The following is a 22,602-nucleotide window of genomic DNA, read 5'->3' as shown; positions in this document are numbered from 1 at the left end:
CAGACGAAGAAGTGTCCCAACAAACCAGTTTCCAGAGCTTGATCAGTTTAACTGGTCGAACAGACGCAGACTTTATCCCAAGGAGAGCGGGATAAGATCCTTTTGTTCTGGAACTTTGCCCGGCTTAATGCCGGGCTTTTTATTTTGTGTAATAAGAGTCACACCTCACCGAGTTATCAGCAAATTTCAGGCTCACGCCAAGCGGGGGCCCAACTGCAGATATTCAAGATTAATGTAATCCTGACCATATTTCTCAGACTGATCGATAGCCAGCGGCAACTCGCTGATCTCCAGTGTATATTCACCGGCTTGGGGAAAATGCAGCTCGCCCAAGCGACTGTGAATGTTTTTCCACGGTACCTGGGCATCGTTGGCGTCTGTTTTGTCAAGGTTTAGCTCAAACTCCCAAGACTGATCCGCACAACTTATGTGACCGGTTTTACCGTTGTGTACCCATTGAGGGTCTTTATGATGCATGGTTTCCAAAGAAACCAGATCTAAGGCGAACCGGCCCGGGCGCTCAACGTGGAAGGTCCAGCGGTAAGTGAGTTTTTCAGGATCAAAGTGAGCGATATTGAGCGTGTCCAGGCGCACTTTGGCCAGTCGGTCCTGATGGATGATAGGGCTGATGTCCAGCTCACCGTCATACTCCAGCTCGATCACCAGAGGCATCCGATCATAATTGTGCTCGAATTGCAGGTTGAGGGTGCTGGCCGTAATGCCCGTATCCGTATGTGTTTTCTGCAAATAGGAAACATGGCCTTTGATTTGATTATCAAGCAATCGCACCTGTTTGATTCGATTGTTGAGACTATGTAAGCAGATAACGTTTTGCTCTGGCTGACGCTGCACATGCAGATACAGCTTATTGGTGGCTGGTCTATGTGTTACCACGCCCCAGTTGAAGCCGGTTTGAAGCGGGGTAGCTTCTGTATCGATCACCGCTTCCTGATTCACCTGCATCCATTGGCCTATCTCACCAAGTAATCGTACAAGAGGCTGTGGAACGCGCCCGTTATGATCCAGGGTTATATTGAGCAGAAAGTTTCCGCCCCGGCTGACTACGGAACACAGCTGGTTTATCAGATCCTTACTGGATTTGGTATTGTTGTCGTTGCGGCTATAACCCCAGTTGTCATTACTGGTAGCAATGCCTTCCCAGTAATATGGCTTGATATAAAGTGGCTCCATGTAGTTATCATGGCCGGTTTTAATATCCCAATCCAACTGGTACTCACATTCCGGTGCCGTAACTCGGCTGTTAACCACCGCATCAGGCTGTTTTTTCCGGATTAATGCCATCAGTTCGCCGATCCGACGTACGTGGTCAGCTTCTTCTTGTACATCAAAGCCTCCCATATCAAACCACAGCGAGCATAGATCTCCGTACTGCTCAAGCAATTCATTAACCTGAGGCACGCACTTGTTATTCCAGTATTCCTGATAATTGGCTTGGTCTGGGTTGAAATCCCAGTCATTGGGGGCTTTTGACACCGCGTTTTCGTTCTCCCAGTCGATCACATGCGAATAATACAGGCCAAAATCCAAGTCCTTATGACGACAGCTTTGACTGAGTTCCGCGACTGGATCGCGTTGAAACGGTGTGGCGTCTGTGATGTTGAAAGGATGTGATGGGCTGTGATACATGGCAAACCCGTCGTGATGCTTAGCTGTGACCACCATATAATTCATCCCGGCTGATTTGGCCAACGCTGTTACCTGGTCGGCATCAAATTCGCTAGGGTTAAAGTCAGAAGCGTATTCTTTGTAGTCCCGCATAGGAATACGGGCAAAGTGGGGCAGCCATTCGCTAATGATGTCGTAGTATTGTCCCTGATAATACCCGGCCAGATCCCGGTGGCAATAAAGCCCCCAGTGGATAAACATGCCAAAGGTATTTTTTTTCCAGCGGTTCAGTCCCTGCTTACTGACGCCAGTAAAGGCATTGCGATTGTCCAACTGGCTTGTAGCCTGGCTGCTTGTTCCTGTCAGCTCACCTGCTGTGGGCTTGGTCATGATACACCTGTCTAATTTATGAAATGCCTTTTCATAATAATTATTTTGTTTGATTTAATAGAGTCAGGTGCAGTTAGATGCGAGCTTTCTCACGCTAACTTTGGTTTGTTGATGTAAATACGGTCTTACCAAATGCACGTTAATGCCCGTTTCAACCGTTACCATTTTAAATCAGTCATCAACTCATGGTGATCCTTCAACCAAAACGCCCACTTTGCCCGGACTTGCGTGATATTAATCGCACAAACAGTTTGAACGTGTGCTGTGCTTATAATTTTCAACTTAACATCTGCTTTATTGAAATGACGTTTCATTAAGTGGCATTTAGAGAATGAACAACAGACAAAATTACATTGTTGATCAAGTCAGAAAGCAAGGTGAGGTTAAGGTTGAGGAGTTAGCTGACAAGTATGGCGTCTCTGTCGAGACCATACGCCGCGATCTGAATACATTAGCAAAACACAGCCTGTTATGTCGTACTCATGGTGGTGCAGTCAGCCTGCAGACTCGTGACATAGGCCAGACATTCTCCTCACGACAGAAGTTAAACGCACAAGCTAAGCATGTAATGGCAAAGCATGCACAGCACTACCTTATCGAGAGAAGCGTCATTGGAATGGATGCCAGCTCTACCTGTCTGCACGTTGCCCGACAGATGCCCGATATGGCGTGCACTTTGGTAACCAATTCCACTGGCATAATGCAATGTATAGCATCAAAAGAACAGGTGTCAGTCATTGTCACTGGGGGCAGTTTTTCCGTCAAATACTCTGCCTTTCACGGCCCTATTGCCGAACAGGCGTTGTCCCGTCTGAATCTGGATGTGGTTTTACTGTCCTGCAGTGGGGTCGATGAAAACGGAGCCGTTTGGGAGTCTAACGAACTAAATGCCTCCATCAAGCGTCGCATGTTGGGTTGTGCGGCTCAGGTGGTACTGCTTGCCGATACGAGCAAAATAGGCAAAAAGGGGCTGATCAAGATTTGTGATGCCACAGAGATAGATATCTTTATCAGTGACTGCCGAGTAAACAGTAAGTTACGGCAGTGCCTAAAGAAAAACCAGGTTCTGGTTATTGATGGATAAGCTAGCTGACTTAAAACAAACCACAAAACCAGAAATAAGAAGAGATAAAACGAAACGGAAGATATCTCCATTACGTTAAATCCAAGTTGTTGTGTTTCGCCCGCGCCGCTATTTCCACTCTGAACAAGGACATTCCCGCCATTCATTACATGATCGCTGCCAGCTACGGCAACGATATTCCTCGCATACCTTATGCAGCCTTTGGTGCATTAAGTTTAGGTGTTTGTTTTTGCCACGAATAAAACGATATATCGCTATAGAAAAGTAATTAGGTAAATACTTATGGAAAATTTAGTTATAAAAGAAAGAACCGAGCGCACGCAGTGGTACTGTGAGGCGAGATTTGGGATGTTTATTCATTGGGGGCTCTATGCGATTCCAGCAAGAGGTGAGTGGGTAAGAAGCAATGAGCACATGCCAAAAGAGGACTACGATAAATATTTTGATGAGTTTGATGCCAAGGAATACAACCCTAAAGAGTGGGCAAAATTAGCTAAAAAAGCAGGCATGAAATACGCCGTATTAACGGCTAAGCATCATGATGGTTTTTGTCTATATGATTCTAAGTATACTGATTTCAAATCGACTAACACACCTTGTAAAAGAGATTTGGTTCAAGAGTTCTTACAAGCTTTCAGAGATGAAGGTATCAAAGTTGGGTTGTATTTTTCACTTATAGACTGGCGACACCCGGATTATCCACATTTTGGAGATACACATCATCCAATGAGACAGTGTGAAGATTATAAAGGTACGGACCATGATTTTGATAACTACCTAGGGTATATGCACAATCAGATAGAAGAGCTTCTCACCAACTATGGTCATCTAGATATTATGTGGTTTGATTTTTCATATGATGATATGAATGGTGAAAAATGGAAAGCATCAAAACTCATTGAGATGGTGAGAAGGCTTCAGCCTCATGTGGTTATTGACAATCGATTGGAAGGCAGTGGAGAAACGGCTGGTTCAATAAGAACTCTTAATCCAACCCCGTACTCAGGAGATTTCGATTCGCCAGAACAAATGATTCCACCAGAAGGAATAAGAGATGAAGCAGGGAATCATATACCATGGGAAGCTTGCATAACTCTTAATAGGCATTGGGGGTATCATGCACATGACAATCACTATAAGTCAGCTAAGTTGGTTGTGCGTACATTGGTCGAATGTGTCAGTAAAAATGGCAATTTGATTTTAAATGTAGGGCCAGATGCCAAAGGAAGAATCCCGAAGAAGTCCGTAGCGATTTTAGAGGAAGTGGGCGAATGGTTAGCTGACAATGGTGAAAGTATCTATGGGTGTGGCTATGCAGAGCTACCAAAGCCGGAATGGGGACGCTTCACAAGAAAAGGCAATAAGTTATACGCCCATGTGATGGAAGAACAAATTGGTGCGGTATGTTTACCTAATATGGCAAATAAAATTGACCGAATGAGATTGCTTAAAGACGGTTCAGAGATAGAAGAGAGCTTTTTTTGGAACCTGCATGAGTACAATGAAAATGCATTTTTCTTTTTTGATAAGAAAGTAACCGCCGGATATCCATTGCCTGAAGAAAAGGATACCGTTGTTGAAGTTCTACTTAAGCAATCATAGGGTTGCTACTTAATAGCTGGTGGATTTTTATAACAAGGTTATGGGTAAAGCCTTGTTGCCTATTGACTTTATAGGTATAGGTACAAGTTAAACCGTTACCCAGCGCAGTTAATTGTCGTCGGCTTTTGTCGCAAAATATGGGGCGGTGCTCGTTGTAAATCACAATGAGCACCGCCTTTATACTATTTCGCATCGCGATGTGATTGCAGTCTCTTCCAACATCCAACTACCGATCTCTCCTCATAAACGAATCATAGAGTTTTGCTGACCAAAGCGAACTTCGCTTCGGCACTATTCGTTTAGACATTATTCGTTTAGACACTATATTCCCCTGAGCAAGTGGCTGAATGTTTTGCACCTAGTTTCGCTCTTCCCTTATTCTGTTTTGTCTTTTCGGTAATATATAGACCGACTGGCGAGGTGGTTTAATCCTTGATATAACGCGCTGGCAGTTGGTTCAACTCGCATTGGTGAGATGATTAAGCGAGGTGAGTGTAAGTACTTCGAAAAATGTTATAAAAAAATCCCGCGACAATGAAGTGACCCCATAAAGTTGGACATTTCTGTTAAGCGGCTTGCAAGGCCTGATTTCGATACTCTATCGGAGTCAGGCCTTTTAATTTCACTTTAATTCGTTTGGTATTGTAATACTCGATGTATTCGTCAATATGAGCGATCAGGTCATCAGCATCTTCAAAGTGCTGGTTATGGTACATTTCTGTTTTCAGTAAGGCAAAGAAGTTCTCCGCAACTGCATTGTCTAGACAGTTTCCTTTCCGCGACATGCTCTGTGTTAAGCAACTTTCAGATAGCTTTTTCTGATATTTCTTATGCCTATATTGCCACCCTTGATCGCTATGAACGATTGGCTTAGCGCCTTCGCCTAAAGTCGCAACCGCGTCTGTCAACATTTCAGTGACCAGAGGTAGACGCCCATTTTTTGCGACCTTATAAGCCACAACTTCCTGTGTGAACAGATCAACGATTGGTGATAGATAGACTTTCTGCTGTTTAACTTTAAACTCAGTGACATCAGTTACCCACTTCTCATCTGGCTTCGTCGCTTTAAAGTCTCGTTCAAGAACATTGGGGGCCACAGTTCCCACTTCTCCTTTGTAAGAGCGGTACCGTTTGGGTCTGACGGTAGACTTCAAGCCTAGTTGACCCATGAGCCGTTGAACCGTTTTGTGGTTAAGCATAACGCCCTGTCTTCGTAGCTCTAAGTGAATACGACGATACCCATATCTGCCTTTATGCTCATGGTAAATTTGCTCTATTAGACTCTTTTCATCTTGATACTGTTCGGCGTCGTTATTTGGCTTCGCATGATAATAGAAAATACTTCTCGCTAACTTTAAGGCATGCAAAAGGTGTTTTAGTGGATAACAGCTTTTAAGAGCTAGAGCTACGTTCGCTTTTTCTTTGTTCGGCGAGGCTTTTCCTGCTCCAGCTCTTCTAACTTTTTTAGAACGGCATTCTCGGCGCGTAAGTAGGCTAACTCCTCTTTTAGCTCCTCCAGCGTTTTTTCATCATCACTTTTTTGCTGGATAAAAGGGTGCTTACTCATTGGTGATCGTCCTCTACTACGTTCAAGCCCCTGAATGCCATATTGTTTGTACTGTTTAAGCCAAACGGAGAGTGTTCCAGAGGAGGAGAAATTTAATACCGCACTAGTGTGGTTGATAGACCAGCCATTCGTCCACATTTTTTTTAACGCTTGGAGCTTGGTTTGAGCATTTTTAGCGAAATCATGAGGCTTAAATGAATCAGCACCATGAATCTCAAACACTTTTCCCCAGTAACGTATTATGCGTGGTGCAATGGAGTAAGTTTGAGAAAGTTCGTAAGATGAACACTCACCCAGTAAATATTGTTTGGCGACCGCACACTTAAATGCTCGGCTATATTTGGACATAAAGAGACCCCCAATAATTGGTGTCCAACTATTGGGGGTCAGTTCACAATCTAAATTGACACGGGATTTTGAAGCGCTTAGCAGATCGGTTAAGCCCCTATTTTGATTGGTAACTGAACTGCATTAGGCATTGCTGTCTATTTACTTATCGGCTTCCTTCCACAGTTGCGCGGTGCGCATTGGGCCTGGAGAAGCGATGGAATAAGAGTCTGGTACTTGTGTATCGGCATTATGTACGCCATGCTTGATCACCACACCCTCATCCAAAGAGGACACTGTACCGATGGTGTAGAAGTGTTCTTTGGAGATCTGGAGGATTTCTTTCATCAGTTTGTTTTGCTCTTCCTGAGATGCGGTTTCCCCCATTTTGCGATACAGCTCGATTTGCTTTTTCACATGCGCCGGTGGCTCAACTGCTGTTGCATGGTTTTTGTCTGACATCCAGTAGTAGTAACCAATGCCCCAGATAGACGCTGGGTTTTGCACTGCATAAGCGGCGAAAGAGTCCAGTACACCGATACCACCATCGCCTGGAGGTGGCAGTAAATCGAAGTTGTTGTCGAGGCGCTGTGTCTGCATAAATGAACCTTCAACAATGCGGATATCTAAAAATATACCCACTTCTCGCCAGTCATTTTTAACTAACTCAAGGATGTCGGTGCGCTCGCCTACGTGAGATTGATCCATCAAGGCTTCAATACGCAGACGTTCACCAGTTTTATCCAAACGATAGCCTTGTTCGTCACGTTTGTTCAAACCGATAGCGTCCAGCATCTTATTGGCTTTATCTGGGTCATACTTGGTAAATTGCGTTGCGAACTCTTCATCGTAAAAAGCAGAGCCTTCGGCTGGTGCCGCCTGATAAGCCTTTACTACACCTGAGTAAATGGTTTCACTGATCCCATCACGATCGATGGCATGAGACAGAGCAATACGGAAATCTTTATTGCTAAATAGCTCTCGTTTAATCGGATCTCTATGCGTTTGGTTAAGAGGTAAGACTAAAGCGTTCATCCTAGTGCTAGGGCGGAAGTCGTATTTGTAGCCACCTTTTTCTTGATTATCCATCAACATAGGGCGATAGGTGCTCAGGCCGATATGGCGGGTTTGGAAATCAGTCTCACCTGCAGCAGCGCGCAACACCATTTCTTCTTTATTCTCAGAATAGGAGAAATAAATACTATCCAGATAAGGCAGTTGGTTGCCCGCTGTGTCTACCATCCAGTAGTAAGGATTTCGCTCCCATACGGCATACTGTGTTTTTGGACCTGGCGGAACTTTCACTTTCCAGGCGTTAACAGTTGGGCGCTCAGGGTTGGTGTAGTGTTCGAAGAAGTAATGAGCGCGGCACTTGGTCTGGAAGTATTGCTGCCAGCTGTCAAAGCCTGCTTCTTTGGCGTTTGCTTCGGCCTTATTGTTGAACTCTGGCAGGAACTGTTGGCAATAATGTTTAGGGAACTGAACGATGTTGGAGCCGTCGGTGTTTGCAAGCTTACGGATGAACATACCGTCTGGTTTCGACAGAGTGAACTTAATCGTGTTGGTGTTGATCACTTCTGCTTTGGCGTCGCCTACATTACGGGCAAAAAACGGACGGTTACCAGACCAGTCGTCACGGTTCATCAGATCGATATAAAATGCGATATCTTCAGCGGAAAATGGGTGACCGTCAGACCACTTCATGCCTTTTCGCAGGGTGATGGTGTATTCGGTCAAATCTTTGTTGACCGTGTAGCCCGTGGCTACGTTCGGCTCAATACCGGTGTAAGTGCGGTTGAAGTTGAACAGGTTGTCGTATTTAAGCATACGCATACGATGGCCGTTGTCTTTCTGCAGGCCCAGCAGTCGTAACTCTCCACCGTATTGGCCAATAGATTCAATCGGTTCAACCACCAACGGGTTTTCCGGTAGGCGTTTTTCCACTGTAGGCAGCGTTCCGGAGTTAACTAATTCAGCTAATTGTGGCGCTTCATTGTATGTGGCCGCTTGACTGGAAAAGGAGATTGCAAGCGCAACACTTGCTGCAACTTGGGTAACAAAAAGGGGTAGGGCAGTATTTTTCACAGGGCACCTTTATTATTTATTTCACGTCGAAAGAACAGTCACGGGTTATCCGTGTTCGCCAAGGAACGGGTTAGCAACGATGCTTAAACAAACATTCCGAAACGATGTTTCAACTAATTTATTCGAGTCTGATTAATATGTAGTGGAGCGACAGATGTTCTGCGAGTACTCTCTCAAAAAAAGTCAGATAGGCCCATTTGCCATTGCCCATCATTATCTATTTTTGCCCGTTTATCGGGGAGTTAAGTTTATTCGGGCAATGGTAAATAAGACCTCGGGTGGTCAACAGCGACAAACAAATACTCAACCTGATTCCTATAAATGTTGATGATGATGCTCAACCTAGTTAGAGGTATTTGCGAGACTGAAAAGTTTCTATGCAAAAATGTTTTACCGCGTAACTATCCATTGATGAGCTGCGACAAACTTACGCTCTCCTTCGACAGGGGCTGGAAGTCATTTGGGTATATTTCTTGAGATTTCTCGGGAAAAAGGCACAATCACTGCAATTTTTAAAAATGGACCTTAAAACGCTGGCGCTATGAAAATTATTGTTGATGAAAATATGCCGTACGCTGAAGAACTATTCAGCCAAATCGGTGAAGTGATTCTAAAACCGGGCCGTTCACTAACGGCTGATGATCTGATTGATGTTGATGCACTTATGATTCGCTCTGTTACCAAGGTCAATGCGGAGCTGATCAGTAAAGCAAACAAACTTAAATTTGTTGGTACCGCGACTGCAGGTATGGATCATGTTGATCAATCACTTCTAAAAGAAAAAGGTATTTTCTTTACGGCAGCGCCGGGCTGTAACAAAGTTGGTGTTGCAGAGTATGCGTTCAGCGTAATGATGGTATTGGCGCAGCAACAAGGCTTCTCTGTCTTCGATAAAACCGTCGGGATTATCGGCGCTGGGCAGGTTGGCAGCTACTTGGAAAAATGCTTAAAAGGCATGGGCATCAAAGTGCTACTTAACGATCCGTTCAAGCAGGAAGAGGGTGACCCGCGTAGCTTTACGCCGCTTGAAGAGCTGATTGAAACATCAGACATCATCACCGTGCATACGCCAATTACCAAAGCAGGCAAGTACCCAACCCATCATATGTTTGATGAAGCGGTATTAAACGGTCTACGTGCAGATCAAATTCTTATCAATGCAGCGCGAGGTCCAATTGTTGACAACAGCGCATTAAAGCGTCGATTACAGAAAAATGATGGCTTCACTGCGGCTCTGGATGTATTTGAATTTGAGCCAGAGGTTGATATGGAGCTTCTGCCTCTGCTAGCATTCGCCACCCCTCACGTTGCAGGCTATGGTCTGGAAGGGAAAGCTCGCGGTACAACAATGATTTTCAATAGCTACTGTGAGTTCTTAAATAACGAATTACGTGCGCATGCCAGCGATTTATTGCCAACCGCGCCAGTGCCAACCATGATGTTGGACAGAGCATGGGATGAAGCAACACTGCATAACATCACGCAGTTAATCTATGATGTGCGTAAAGATGACGCTCTTTTCCGTCGCGAAATCGGTAAGCCGGGTGCTTTTGACCTGATGCGTAAAAATTACTGGGATCGCCGTGAATACAGCGCTGTCACTCTAATGGGTAATGAATCTTGCAATCTTGCCCCATTAGCAGAACTAGGTTTTCAGATTGAGGTAAGTCAATGAGCCAACAATATAATGTTGCCATTTTAGGCGCGACCGGTGCGGTCGGTGAAACAATTTTAGAAGTGCTTCAAGAACGCAAATTCCCAGTAGGTGAACTGTACCTTTTGGCGAGTGAGCGCAGTGAAGGCAAGACTTACCGCTTTAATGGTAAAACCATACGCGTACAAAACGTAGAAGAGTTTGACTGGTCACAAGCACACATCGGTTTATTCTCTGCTGGTGGCGATCTGTCAGCAAAGTGGGCACCAATTGCCGCTGATGAAGGTGTGATTGTTATCGATAACACGTCACACTTCCGTTACGAGTACGACATTCCATTAGTGGTTCCAGAAGTAAACCCGGAAGCCATTGCAGAGTTCCGTAACCGTAACATCATTGCGAACCCTAACTGCTCTACCATCCAAATGTTGGTAGCACTAAAACCAATCCATGACGCAGTAGGTATTGAGCGCATCAACGTTTCAACTTACCAATCTGTTTCTGGTGCAGGTAAAGCGGGTATTGATGAACTAGCAGGTCAAACAGCCAAGTTGCTTAATGGTCTGCCAGCGGAAACAAAACAGTTTTCACAGCAGATCGCGTTTAACTGTATTCCACAAATCGATCAGATGATGGATAACGGCTACACCAAAGAAGAAATGAAAATGGTGTGGGAAACGCAAAAAATCTTTAACGATCCAAGTATCACGGTAAACCCAACTTGTGTTCGTGTTCCTGTATTCTATGGTCACGCAGAAGCCGTTCACGTTGAAACTCGTTCGCCAATCGATGCGCAAGAAGTGATTAACTTACTTGAGCAAACTGAAGGTGTTGAAGTATTCCACGGCGAAGATTTCCCAACTCAAGTTCGTGATGCGGGCGGCAAGGACCACGTTATGGTTGGTCGAATCCGTAACGATATCAGCCATCACAGCGGCATTAACTTGTGGGTAGTTGCAGACAACGTACGCAAAGGCGCGGCAACGAATGCTGTACAAATTGCAGAAGTGCTTATTCGCGATTACTACTAAGCTCTGAGAGTTATTGAAACTAAGGCCTCGCATCATGCGGGGCTTTTTTTGTTCTATCCGCGAGTAATTGTGTGAGATTAGTACGAATATGGTTAATGTCACACATTTTTTACACCTAAAGCTATAGTTTTGCTTGATATATCCGATATATTTAACTGATCACCATTTCAAATTGTATCAAGCACAAAACTGAGCCTTCTATGCGCCAAATTTATAAGCGTTTGTTAACAACCTTAGTGTTAATAAGCGCGACTCAGACATCGTCAGTGGTTCAAGCCGAAGGAATTCGTCTTGTTGGACCTTCAGGTGAAGTGCAATCGTCTCCTAGCTATGCTGAAGAGATTGAACGAGCATTACCCGCTCCTCCTGCAAATTCTCAGCCTTCTCGTTTTATCGGGCCTACAGGTGAAAATCAGACGTTATGGTCGATCGCGTCTCAAGTGCGGCCATCTCGCAGCGTGACAGTTCAACAAACGTTGCTTGCTATCTATCGAATCAACCCTCAAGCGTTCGAAAATCAAAATATCCACGAACTGATCCCGGGAAGCAGACTGCGTCTTCCTTCCTTGGAGCAAGTGCAAAGTGCGAGCACAGAGCAAGCCGTCGCAATCATGAAGGCGCATGAGGCGAAACTCAAACAGGCTAAGCCTGTCACTAAGCCAAAAGTGGTTAAGCGCGCAGAGCAAGAGCCAACAGCACCGCAAGTCAAGCAAGAACCCGTTTCCCCTCAACCAGTGTCTCCTCAACCAGAGTCGGTTACGCCTGTTAACGCTGAACCGGTTAAGGCCAATGAACCTATTGCTAGCGTTCCGCCAGTCAATACGTCTGCAAAAGGTGAGCAGCAAGTCACTGAGCTAAAAGCGAAACTGCAAGGTTCACAGAGCGAGCTCAGTTCTCTGGAAGAGAAAAACCATCGTTTACGCCTGATGCTTTCCGAAGTACAGAGCGAAGTTCAGACACTGAAAAATGAACTTAACGATGAAGAGCGTATCCGCTCAGAAGTTGAAAAACTGTTGGCAGAAGAGCGCCAGCGTGCTGATGAGCAACAGCGCATGCAGCCAACCGCATTAGACAAATTCTTATCTAATGGCTGGCTTGTTGGACTGGCGGCGCTTATTCCAGGCGCGTTACTTGCGTTCTTAGTCGTCATGCTACTCGGTCGTCGCAGTAAAGAAGAAGAGCCGGCTCCAGCTTCGCAGCAGCAATCTCCAGCGGTTGATCCACTAGCGGCCCCAATTGGTTTGGCTGCAGCGGATGAGCTCGAAGAAGAATTGAATCTGGATGACGATCTCTTCGCCGATGAAGAGAACGAGATTTTATCTGAGCAGGCGAGCACTCCTGAGTTAGAGGATGATGTTTTTGCTGGCCTTGAGGATGAAGAGCTTGATTTCAATCTAGAAGGTGATGATGGCGAAGATCCTTTCGCTGGTATCGGTGACGATGGTGACCTTGACGTCGGCTTTGACGAGTTTGAATCCTCAACGAACGGAATTAAAGTCAATGGTGAAGAGAAAGCACTTGGCCTTGAAGAAATGGAGCGAGCGTTAGACGAGGCCTCGCCGGAACTCGAAGTCCTTGATGAACCAGACTTTGACCTGTCGGAAGGTGAGGGTGAAGAGTTTGAAAAAGAAGATCTCTTCGCAGAACTATTAGCCGACGACACACCGGAAGACGAAGAAGTTAGTGCGCAAATAGACCAAGCGACATTGGACGAATTGTTAGCTGAACTTGATGATACTACTGGTGAGTTGGATGAAGATTCATCAACCGTTTCAGAGCATTCGTTTACTGCCGGTGAAGCATCAGATGATGAAATTGACAACCTTCTGGCTCAGTATGAGCAGTCTGAAGTGCAAACGCCTGCTAGTGGAGTGGAGCCTTCGCTTGATTCCAATGAACAAGAGGGCATGACGAAAACCGAAGAGCTCAGTGCTTCAGAGTTGGATGACAGCCTTTTCGACTTATCCGATAGTAATGACAATATCGATGAGAACAGCACGGACTTATTGGATGAACTTATCGAATTTGATGGCGATGAGGCCGACGACGAATTTGATCCGCTTGACGAACTAGAATCATTGTCAGGCTTTGGCAGTGAGGAATTCGAAGAGCTGGACGCAGACAGTGTCGATTTGCTTGATGAGTTGCTTGATGATGACATTAATCATTCGTTAGAAGATGAGGTCTATAGTGAACTCGATCCGTTTGATGAGCTGATTCGTGAGGATGATGCGCCAGAAAGCGAGCTTAACCAGCGAGAGCAGAGTACTCCTCAAGCAGAAAGTACGCAGGATTTCCCATTAGAAGAAGCCCAAGCGAGTCAAATAGAGCCAGTTCATTCTGCGGAGGATAATCTAGAGCTTGAGTCGGACTTAGATATTGATGCGCTTCTTAATGAGCATCAGCCTGAGCTATTGCAACAGCCTGAGAACCAAGAACCTGAAAAGCAAGCGAGTGAAGCGGCTGTTAGTGATGAATTCTTGGAAGATATTGAGGATATCTCACTCGAATACGATCCTTTGATGCGTGAGTTGGATGAGCTTTTTGAATCAAGTCACGATGACGCAAGTTCTGAAGATCAAGACAACAAAGAGGAGCCTTCTGAGCTGGGCTCGTTGTCTGATGAGCAAGAAGAATCCCTAAATACAGAAGAAAAGGAATCTGAGCCTGAATTTACACCAACGCCGAATGCCGTTGAAAATGAATTTGGCATGCCGCTCGAAGAGGACTGGTTACTGGATGAATCTGAACCAGAGTCCGAAACAAAACAGGAACTAGAGCCTACTGCTACAACGTCCGAAGAGAGTGACGAAGACGAATTTGCTTTTGATGAGTTAGAGCTGCCAGAGTTCAGCGAAGAAGACGCCTTGGCATCCATGGCGGATGAGCCGGAGCTCGCAGAATCGGAAAGTGAACGACCTGCAGCTAGTTCAGAAGCGGACGATGAGTTTGAATTTGATGAGCTAGAACTACCAGAGTTCAGCGAAGAAGACGCCTTGGCTTCAATGGCGGGTGAGCCTGAGTCAGCCGAATCGGAAAGTGAACTACCTGCATCAAGTTCAGAAGCGGACGACGAGTTTGAAATTGATGAGCTAGAGCTGCCAGAATTCAGCGAAGAAGATGCCTTGGCCTCCATGGCGGATGAGCCAGAGTTAGCCGAATCGGAAAGTGAACGACCTGAAGCCGTTTCAGAAGCGGACGATGAGTTTGAATTTGATGAGTTAGAACTACCAGAGTTCAGCGAAGAAGACGCCTTGGCCTCCATGGAGGATGAGCCAGAGTTAGCCGATTCGGAAAGTGAACGACCTGAAGCCGTTTCAGAAGCGGACGACGAGTTTGAAATTGATGAACTAGAACTGCCAGAATTCACAGAAGATGACGCGCTTGCGTCTATGTCTGATAGGACGGCACCAGATTTAGAAGCACCCGTCAGCCCTAAAATTACGCTGAAAGCAGACAACGATCATGATGCACTGTTCGAACTGTTTGCTCAGCAGCAGAATGGCCTAGATGCAGAGCCAGAACCGACTCAAACCACTCAAGAACCAAATATTGCTGGTTTAGCTGAGTCTGATATGGAAAGTCTGTTATCTGAAAAAGGCGAATCTGAAGCTTTTGAAGGCCAGTTAGATCGCGACACGATAGACAGCGCCGGCATGGACTTCGAGACCATGTTTGATATCGGTGACGATTGGGAAGGTTTTAAAACACCGAATGATAATAGCGCGTCGGAAGCTGAGGATGTATCTGAAGATCAGCGAGACATCTGGAACTCAGAAGAGTCTCTGAGCGAACCAGAAATTGCTGAAGAAAACTGGGAGCAGCAAACGGCCCTGGACGACTTTGATCCTAAGAAAAGTCAATTCATGACTATTGATGAGTTGATGGCGCAGGTTGATAACGAGAGTGGAGAGTTTGAAGAACAAGACTTGAAGCTGGATGTCGGGTTAAATGAGTTTCCGGATGTCATTGGTGACATCACTGATGTGGACGTCGATTCCGATGCAGAAGGCGCAGGTAAGCTGGATTTGGCTAAGATATACCTAGAAATGAACGATCCGAAAGGGGCGATCAAACTGCTGGAAGAAGCCATTGTATTCGGTGAAGATGACGTTCGCCGTGAAGCGAAAAACCTCATCGACTCCATCAATGGTCGATAAATCAATAGGGGTGGCGTAAGCCGCCCTTTTTGTCTCTGCAAGCCAAGTCATTCTCGCTGAAACTGGCAACTAGAGGTGAGTTGGGTATATACTTCCCGCCCCATTTTAGAGTTCGAAGGTTAAGATGAGAATCGCATTAGGTATCGAGTATAACGGTACAAACTACTTTGGTTGGCAACGCCAGAGAGACGTAAAAAGCGTCCAGGAAGAGCTGGAAAAAGCATTGTCTATCATTGCAAACCACCCTGTAGAAGTGCAATGTGCAGGTCGTACTGATGCTGGTGTACACGGCACCGGACAAGTTGTTCACTTTGATACCAACGTAGATCGAAAAATGGTGGCTTGGACGATGGGCGCAAATGCGAACATGCCAGGTGATATTGCTGTTCGCTGGGCAAAGGAAGTATCAGACGATTTCCATGCTCGATTCTCAGCAACAGCGCGCCGTTACCGCTACATCATTTTCAATCACGCTTTACGCCCGGGGATCTTAAGTTCGGGTGTCAGTCACTATCATGGTGATCTGGATGAGAAAAAAATGCATCAAGCAGGTCAGTATTTGTTGGGAGAAAATGACTTTTCATCATTTCGAGCAGCTCACTGTCAGTCTCTGAGTCCATGTCGCAACATGATGCACCTGAACGTGACTCGTCATGGTGATTATGTTGTCATTGATATTAAAGCGAACGCCTTTGTTCATCATATGGTGCGCAATATTACAGGCAGCCTGATAAAAGTTGGACGTGGCGAAGAAAATCCTGAATGGATTAAGTGGCTGTTAGAGGCAAAAGACCGCAAACTTGCCGGAGCGACAGCAAAAGCAGAAGGCCTATATTTGGTCGATGTAGATTATCCGCAAGAGTTTGATTTACCACGCGTACCGATCGGCCCGTTATTTTTACCAGATAATTTGAACTAAATTTACAAACTTGCTTCAAAATATCGGTAGCTTACACTGAATGTGTACGGAAACTATGCGCTATTTATGATAACAAAAATAGGTACAACCAGTTTTTTATCTACAGTAGCGGCAAGATATGGTTTAATCCGTCGGTGTTATTTCGAATTACTATCTTTCGCAATGAAGCGGAAGAGTTGAGAGAAAAGGTCTTCCATGAGTTGGCTTGAAAAGATTTTAGAAAAAAGCAATCTTGTAAGTTCACGTAAAGCTTCTATCCCAGAAGGTGTGTGGACGAAATGTACCTCTTGTGAGCAGGTTCTGTACCATGCTGAACTAGAGCGTAACCTAGAAGTATGTCCTAAGTGTAACCATCACATGCGTATGAAAGCGCGTCGTCGTTTGGAAACATTCCTGGACGAAGGAAACCGTGTTGAACTGGGTTCTGATCTTGAGCCTCAAGACAAGCTGAAGTTTAAAGACTCTAAGCGCTACAAAGAGCGTATTTCAGCGGCTCAAAAGAGCAGCGGTGAGAAAGACGCATTGGTTGTAATGCAGGGTGAACTACTAGGCATGCCACTGGTAGCTTGTGCGTTTGAGTTCTCTTTCATGGGTGGCTCAATGGGCTCTGTCGTTGGTGCTCGCTTTGTTAAAGCGGTAGAAGCTGCAATCGAGAACAACTGTGCACTTGTTTGTTTCTCTGCAAGTGGTGGCGCACGTATGCAAGAGGCATTGATATCTCTAATGCAAATGGCAAAAACCAGTGCAGCACTTGAACGTCTGTCTGAAAAAGGTCTGCCGTTCTTCTCAATCCTGACTGACCCAACAATGGGTGGCGTATCAGCAAGTTTGGCAATGTTAGGCGACATCAACATTGGCGAACCTAAAGCGTTGATCGGTTTTGCTGGTCGTCGCGTAATTGAGCAGACGGTACGTGAAGATCTTCCAGAAGGCTTCCAGCGCAGTGAGTTCCTGCTTGACCACGGTGCTATCGATATGATCGTTGATCGTCGTGAAATGCGTCAACGCGTGGGTGGTCTTATCGCTAAGATGACTAACCACAAGTCTCCTTTGGTGGTTTCGGTTAACGAATCTCCAAATGAAGAGCCATATTCTGTACCAGAAGTGGACGAAAAAGGGTAAAGTAACAGCTAACATAAAGCCAAAGAAATTAATGGTTAAAGTTAGATGACCCAAAACTCAATTCCTCAAGCCACATCCTCTTTAGAGATGTGGCTTGATTATTTAGCAAATATTCATTCCTCAGCAATCGACCTTGGCTTAGACCGTGTTCAAGCGGTAGCAAGTAAAGCCAACCTCACAAAACCAGCTCCGACGGTTATCACTGTTGCCGGTACCAATGGTAAAGGCTCAACGTGTGCGTTAATGGAAGCGATTTTATTAGACGCCGGCTATTCAGTAGGTGTTTACAGTTCACCCCACCTGATTCGTTATAACGAGCGTGTACGCATTAATGGCGTAGACGTAGAAGACGCGAAACATTGCCAAGCGTTTGACTTTGTAGAACAGCAGCGTGGTGATATCACGTTAAGTTTGTTTGAATTTGGAACCCTTGCCGCATTACGAATCTTTCAGACAGAAAAAGTAGATGTTGTCCTGCTCGAAGTGGGTTTAGGCGGCCGTTTGGATGCCACCAACGTCGTTGATCACGATGTCTCTGTCATTACCAGCTTAGCTGTTGACCATGTGGATTGGCTTGGTGATGACATCAATGTTATCGGATTTGAAAAAGCGGGCATCTACCGCTCAGGTAAGCCTGCCATCTGTGGTCAGCCTTTACCTCCTGCAACTGTGGCCGCACACGCGGACGATATCGGTGCAGAGTTTTTCCAGGTTGGCATCCAGTTTGACTATAAACTGACCGACAAAGGTTGGAGTTGGACAAGTGGTGCGTTCGATCTTGAAGACTTACCTGTCCCGTCACTGCCGTTGCCAAACGCGGCGACAGCACTTATGGCGCTTGGTGCGTCAGAATTGCAAATCACTGACATAAACCTCGTCAATGGCTTGAATAATGCTCGACTCGCAGGTCGAATGCAGGTGTTACAGAGCGAGCCAGAAATCGTACTTGATGTTGCTCACAATCCACACTCTGCTGAATATTTAGTGGAAAAGGTGAAGCATCAGTATGCGGGTAAGCACATTCATGTTGTGATTGCTATGCTGCACGATAAGGACATAAAAGCTACCGTTGAAGCACTGGCACCTATTGCCACTCAATGGTATCCAGCATCGCTTACAGGCCCTCGTGCTGCGACTGCAGAGGAGTTGTGTCAATACTTACCTCAGGGGCAAGTTCAGTTCCAGACACCCGTAGAAGCGTTTGAAAGTGCTAAAACAAGCGCACAACAAGACGATGTTATTTTGGTGGTTGGTTCTTTCCATACCGTGGGTGAGGTGTTGGAGTATTGGCAAGCAAGTAATAAATAACCAAAGGTAATTTGATGGCAAGTAAATTTCAGAGTCGTTTAGTCGGCACTATCATTCTGGTGGCAGTGGGAGTGATTGTGCTCCCAGATGTACTAGATGGTAAAAAACTTCACTACAAAGAAGAATTTGCCAGCATTCCTATCAAACCTGAGCTTGATAGTGATGTGGAAAACTTCGAAATACTCGAGCCTGTCGAAGATGATATTGCATTGCCTGACTCTCCAGTAGAGGCAGTGGTGCAGGAGTCTGAAGAGCCTCAGGTTGCCGTTTCAAAACCGCAACCTGAACCTGAACCGGTAGCTCAGCAAGAAGAGACTAAACAACCAGAACAAGTTGAAGTCGCTGCTCGTCCGGTTGTTGAGAAAAATCAATATGAAGATTCTGCATGGATCATTCAGTTGATGGCGCTGAAGAATCATGACAATGCGGTCGCGTTAGTTGCCGATTTGCAAAAGCGTGGTTATCAGGCTCACACCAAACAAGAAAATGAATTTACGCGTGTCATTGTTGGCCCAGATGTGTCAAAAAGTAAACTTGAACGACAAGTTCAAGAATTACAAAAAATTACTGGCTCTAAAGGTCAATTGCTTAAATTTAAGCCGTTAAATCCATAAGAAAACGTTTGCGTCAGCATTTTTTCTGTTAAAATGCGCGCCAACTTAAGATGAAGAAAATATGAATTGGTTAGATTTTGTCATTTTAGGGGTGATCGGGTTTTCAGCTTTGATCAGTTTAGTTCGTGGTTTTGCTAAAGAAGCGTTGTCTTTGGTGATTTGGTTTGGAGCGTTTTTTATCTCCAGTAACTACTACACCAAATTGGCGGTATATTTCTCCAATATCGAAGACGACATGTTCCGAAACGGAGCTGCGATAGCGGCATTATTTGTCGCAACACTAATTGTTGGTGCAGTGGTGAATTATGTCATTGGCCAACTGGTACAAAAAACAGGGCTATCAGGTACTGACCGACTTCTTGGTATGGTCTTTGGTGGTTTACGCGGAGTTTTAATTGTTTCTGCGGTACTGTTTTTTATGGATGCGTTTACCGCATTCCCAAGCTCGGATTGGTGGAAAGCGTCACAGTTAGTCCCTGAGTTCAAACGTGTGATCGCTCCCTTCTTTGAGCATTTACAAGCAACGTCAAGTTTTCTTTCTGGCACTATCTAGTAGTGCCAGCTACTGTCGCAAATCGAGGATTAGGACATGTGTGGTATTGTTGGAATCGTGGGCACAACCCCTGTAAACCAGTCTATTTATGACGCGTTAACGGTGTTACAGCATCGTGGCCAAGATGCAGCGGGTATTTGTACCATAGAAAGCAATCGTTTTCGTCTGCGTAAGGCGAACGGTTTAGTCAAGGATGTGTTCGAAGCAAAACATATGCAACGCTTGCAAGGTGAAGTTGGTATCGGTCATGTACGCTACCCAACTGCTGGCAGTTCAAGTGCTTCAGAAGCTCAGCCTTTCTACGTAAACTCTCCTTTCGGTATTACACTTGCCCACAATGGTAACTTAACCAACGCTCACGAAGTTCGCCAAAAGCTGTTTGAAAAAGACCGTCGCCACATCAACACGACGTCAGATTCAGAAGTGTTGCTGAACGTGCTTGCTCACGAAATCGATTCTGTGAAAGGCAATGTAACGACAGAAGACGTCTTCCGCGCGGTGACTAACGTCCATCGTACAATTCGCGGCGCATACGCAGTAACTGCAATGATCATTGGCCACGGTATGATTGCGTTCCGTGACCCGAATGGCATTCGTCCTCTTTGTTTGGGTAAACGCGAAGAAAAGGGTCGTACTGAATACATGGTGGCATCTGAGTCTGTTGCTCTTGATGCAGTAGGTTTTGACTTTGTTCGAGACGTGGCACCAGGTGAAGCGGTTTACGCAACTTTCGATGGTGAGCTATACACTAAACAATGTGCAGATAATCCAAAGCTAAACCCATGTATCTTTGAGTTTGTTTACTTTGCTCGTCCTGACTCATTCATTGATAAAATTTCAGTTTACAGCGCTCGCGTTGAAATGGGTAAAAAGCTAGGTGAACGTATCAGTGAAGACTACGCTGATCTTGATATCGACGTTGTTATCCCAATTCCAGAAACCTCGTGTGATATTGCTCTGCAAATTGCACAAGCTATCGACAAACCATACCGTCAAGGCTTTGTGAAAAACCGCTATGTAGGCCGTACGTTCATCATGCCGGGTCAACAACAGCGTAAGAAGTCTGTACGCCGTAAACTGAATGCGATTCGTTCTGAATTTAAAGACAAGAATGTACTTTTGGTTGATGACTCTATCGTTCGTGGTACGACGTCAGAGCAGATCATTGAGATGGCTCGTGACTCTGGTGCGAAGCGTGTATACATGGTCTCAGCTGCTCCAGAAGTTCGTTTCCCGAACGTTTACGGTATCGACATGCCAAGTGCTACCGAGCTAATCGCTCACGGTCGTGACAACGAGACTATCTGTAAACATATTGGCGCAGATGCATTGATCTACCAAAAGCTTGAGGATTTAGTTCAAGCCGTTGGCCTTGGTAACCAAGACATCACCCAGTTTGATACATCGGTATTTAACGGTGAGTATGTGACGGGTGACATTGATCAGCAGTACCTAGACTTCCTAGATGGCTTGCGTAACGATGATGCAAAAACTCAACGTGAGATTCAGCAAGATTTAGCGAACCTAGAGCTTCATAACGAAGGCGCGTAATTTTCGCTTCCTTATGAACTAAAAAACCAGAGCTAAATGCTCTGGTTTTTTGTTTTAGGTCGCTATCTCTTACTTCAGCGGGGGAGTCTACCCCGCTCTCATGAGAGTGACTTAGTGAATGTTATAAGCAATCACGTAGTCGATGAAGAGGCGTACTTTTTCTGGCAAATGATCTTTATGGTTATAAAGCATATAGATGTCGCGAGGGTTAGCACTCCAGTCTGGCAGAATACGAATTAAGTCACCACGTTCGATGTATTCTTTGACCATAACATTCGGCATCAAAGTGATGCCCAGGCCTTCAGAGCAGGTACTGCGAACCACATTCAGTGCATTAGCCTGAAAGCGAGCTCGATCGGTGTTTACGACCGACTCTCCCTTACTGTTTTTCAGTGTCCACTTGATTAAAGGGTAGCCTTTAAGCAGAGAATGATTCGAAAGCTCCTCAGCATGTTCTGGGGCTGGGTTGGCCGCAAGGTAGACAGGGCTCGCAACTAAAATATCTTTTACCTCGCCCACTTTACGAGCAATCAGGCTGGAGTCACGCTGTGGACCAACACGGAAGATGACATCCCATTCTGTTGGATCGAGTTTATCCGCGTTATTTTCTGTTGTTAGCTCAATGTTTATATCGGGGTACTGCTTCATAAAGCCATTGAACATCGGCATCATCATACGTTTTGTTAGATTGTACGGAGCCGATATTTTGATTCGCCCGGATGCGCCACGACAGTCGTCTGTAATTTCCTCGGCGGTAGAAGTTAGGCTTTGCAGTAGTGGTGAACATTCTTTGTAAAAGCGTTCACCAGCTTCGGTAAGAGAAAGCTTACGAGCATGACGGTTCAGTAGTCGAAGATTAACAGAGTCTTCTAGCGCTTGAATGCGTCGGGTGATGGTCGCAACCGGAATCATAGTTTTTCGCGAAGTTGCTGTATAGCTCCCATTTTCGACAACCAATCGAAATAGGTTTAAATCATCTAATTTCATATTTCCAGACACATTAAGTTAC

General features: G+C 45.4%; 15 protein-coding genes and 1 pseudogene. 11 read left to right on the top strand and 5 right to left on the bottom strand.

Translation table 11 applies throughout. The features are described from left to right. Window positions 1-192: 192 nt before the first annotated feature. A complete protein-coding gene (locus L9Q40_RS17775; protein WP_498794106.1) occupies window positions 193-2,016 on the bottom strand; it encodes an alpha-L-fucosidase in 1,824 nt (607 codons plus the stop codon). 331 nt (window positions 2,017-2,347) lie between these two features. Between L9Q40_RS17775 and L9Q40_RS17770 the strand changes: the two genes are divergently transcribed. Further along, window positions 2,348-3,100 (top strand): DeoR/GlpR family DNA-binding transcription regulator, encoded by a 753-nt coding sequence (locus L9Q40_RS17770; RefSeq protein WP_498794105.1) that lies wholly within the window; start codon window positions 2,348-2,350, stop codon window positions 3,098-3,100. A 282-nt stretch (window positions 3,101-3,382) separates the two neighbouring features. Next, window positions 3,383-4,702 carry an alpha-L-fucosidase gene (locus tag L9Q40_RS17765; RefSeq protein WP_420659051.1) on the top strand — a complete coding sequence of 440 codons (1,320 nt, stop codon included), beginning with the start codon at window positions 3,383-3,385 and terminating at the stop codon, window positions 4,700-4,702. A 566-nt stretch (window positions 4,703-5,268) separates the two neighbouring features. Here L9Q40_RS17765 and L9Q40_RS17760 read toward each other — a convergent pair. From L9Q40_RS17760 to L9Q40_RS17750, 3 genes and pseudogenes are all read right to left on the bottom strand, one after another. Continuing rightward, window positions 5,269-6,111: pseudogene (locus L9Q40_RS17760) on the bottom strand (IS3 family transposase); the annotation flags it as partial. Then, complete coding sequence (locus tag L9Q40_RS17755) at window positions 6,108-6,617, bottom strand: helix-turn-helix domain-containing protein (RefSeq protein ID WP_498791700.1); 510 nt, start codon at window positions 6,615-6,617, stop codon at window positions 6,108-6,110. The gene L9Q40_RS17755 and the pseudogene L9Q40_RS17760, both read right to left, overlap by 4 nt. Window positions 6,618-6,758: 141 nt before the next feature. After that, window positions 6,759-8,681: an ABC transporter substrate-binding protein gene (locus tag L9Q40_RS17750; protein WP_498794104.1), complete on the bottom strand. Its 1,923-nt coding sequence runs from the start codon at window positions 8,679-8,681 to the stop codon at window positions 6,759-6,761. A 541-nt stretch (window positions 8,682-9,222) separates the two neighbouring features. Here L9Q40_RS17750 and L9Q40_RS17745 point away from each other — a divergent pair. The 9 genes from L9Q40_RS17745 (at window position 9,223) to purF (ending at window position 21,593) form a co-directional block, all read left to right on the top strand. Next, window positions 9,223-10,356 (top strand): 4-phosphoerythronate dehydrogenase, encoded by a 1,134-nt coding sequence (locus L9Q40_RS17745; RefSeq protein WP_020334568.1) that lies wholly within the window; start codon window positions 9,223-9,225, stop codon window positions 10,354-10,356. Beyond that, the gene (locus L9Q40_RS17740; RefSeq protein WP_498794103.1) at window positions 10,353-11,366 is read left to right on the top strand and encodes an aspartate-semialdehyde dehydrogenase; all 1,014 of its coding nucleotides are present in this window, start codon (window positions 10,353-10,355) and stop codon (window positions 11,364-11,366) included. Before L9Q40_RS17745 ends, L9Q40_RS17740 begins: the two co-directional genes overlap by 4 nt. A 200-nt stretch (window positions 11,367-11,566) precedes the next feature. After that, complete coding sequence (locus tag L9Q40_RS17735) at window positions 11,567-15,526, top strand: FimV/HubP family polar landmark protein (RefSeq protein ID WP_498794101.1); 3,960 nt, start codon at window positions 11,567-11,569, stop codon at window positions 15,524-15,526. A 124-nt stretch (window positions 15,527-15,650) separates the two neighbouring features. Beyond that, on the top strand, window positions 15,651-16,445 hold the full coding sequence (gene truA, locus L9Q40_RS17730) for a tRNA pseudouridine(38-40) synthase TruA (protein WP_498794099.1): 795 nt from the start codon (window positions 15,651-15,653) through the stop codon (window positions 16,443-16,445). A 195-nt stretch (window positions 16,446-16,640) separates the two neighbouring features. Continuing rightward, window positions 16,641-17,567 carry an acetyl-CoA carboxylase, carboxyltransferase subunit beta gene (gene accD / locus L9Q40_RS17725; RefSeq protein WP_498794097.1) on the top strand — a complete coding sequence of 309 codons (927 nt, stop codon included), beginning with the start codon at window positions 16,641-16,643 and terminating at the stop codon, window positions 17,565-17,567. A gap of 45 nt (window positions 17,568-17,612) precedes the next feature. Next, entirely contained in the window at window positions 17,613-18,875 is a 1,263-nt protein-coding gene (gene folC / locus L9Q40_RS17720) for a bifunctional tetrahydrofolate synthase/dihydrofolate synthase (RefSeq protein ID WP_243974211.1), read from the top strand. A gap of 14 nt (window positions 18,876-18,889) precedes the next feature. Further along, window positions 18,890-19,489 carry an SPOR domain-containing protein gene (locus L9Q40_RS17715; protein ID WP_065297185.1) on the top strand — a complete coding sequence of 200 codons (600 nt, stop codon included), beginning with the start codon at window positions 18,890-18,892 and terminating at the stop codon, window positions 19,487-19,489. Window positions 19,490-19,550: 61 nt separating this feature from the next. Then, window positions 19,551-20,042: a CvpA family protein gene (locus tag L9Q40_RS17710; RefSeq protein WP_020334563.1), complete on the top strand. Its 492-nt coding sequence runs from the start codon at window positions 19,551-19,553 to the stop codon at window positions 20,040-20,042. Window positions 20,043-20,078: 36 nt separating this feature from the next. Then, window positions 20,079-21,593, top strand: coding sequence for an amidophosphoribosyltransferase (gene purF, locus L9Q40_RS17705; protein WP_014232604.1), 1,515 nt, complete (start codon window positions 20,079-20,081; stop codon window positions 21,591-21,593). 111 nt (window positions 21,594-21,704) lie between these two features. Here the strand turns inward: purF and L9Q40_RS17700 are convergent, their stop codons facing one another. Next, window positions 21,705-22,580: a LysR family transcriptional regulator gene (locus L9Q40_RS17700; protein WP_372377163.1), complete on the bottom strand. Its 876-nt coding sequence runs from the start codon at window positions 22,578-22,580 to the stop codon at window positions 21,705-21,707. Between the last annotated feature and the right edge of the window lie 22 nt (window positions 22,581-22,602).

The sequence above is a fragment of the Allocatenococcus thiocycli genome, assembly GCF_921292965.1.
GTDB classification, from domain to species: domain Bacteria; phylum Pseudomonadota; class Gammaproteobacteria; order Enterobacterales; family Vibrionaceae; genus Vibrio; species Vibrio natriegens.
This window is presented reverse-complemented; position numbering and strand designations above follow the sequence as displayed.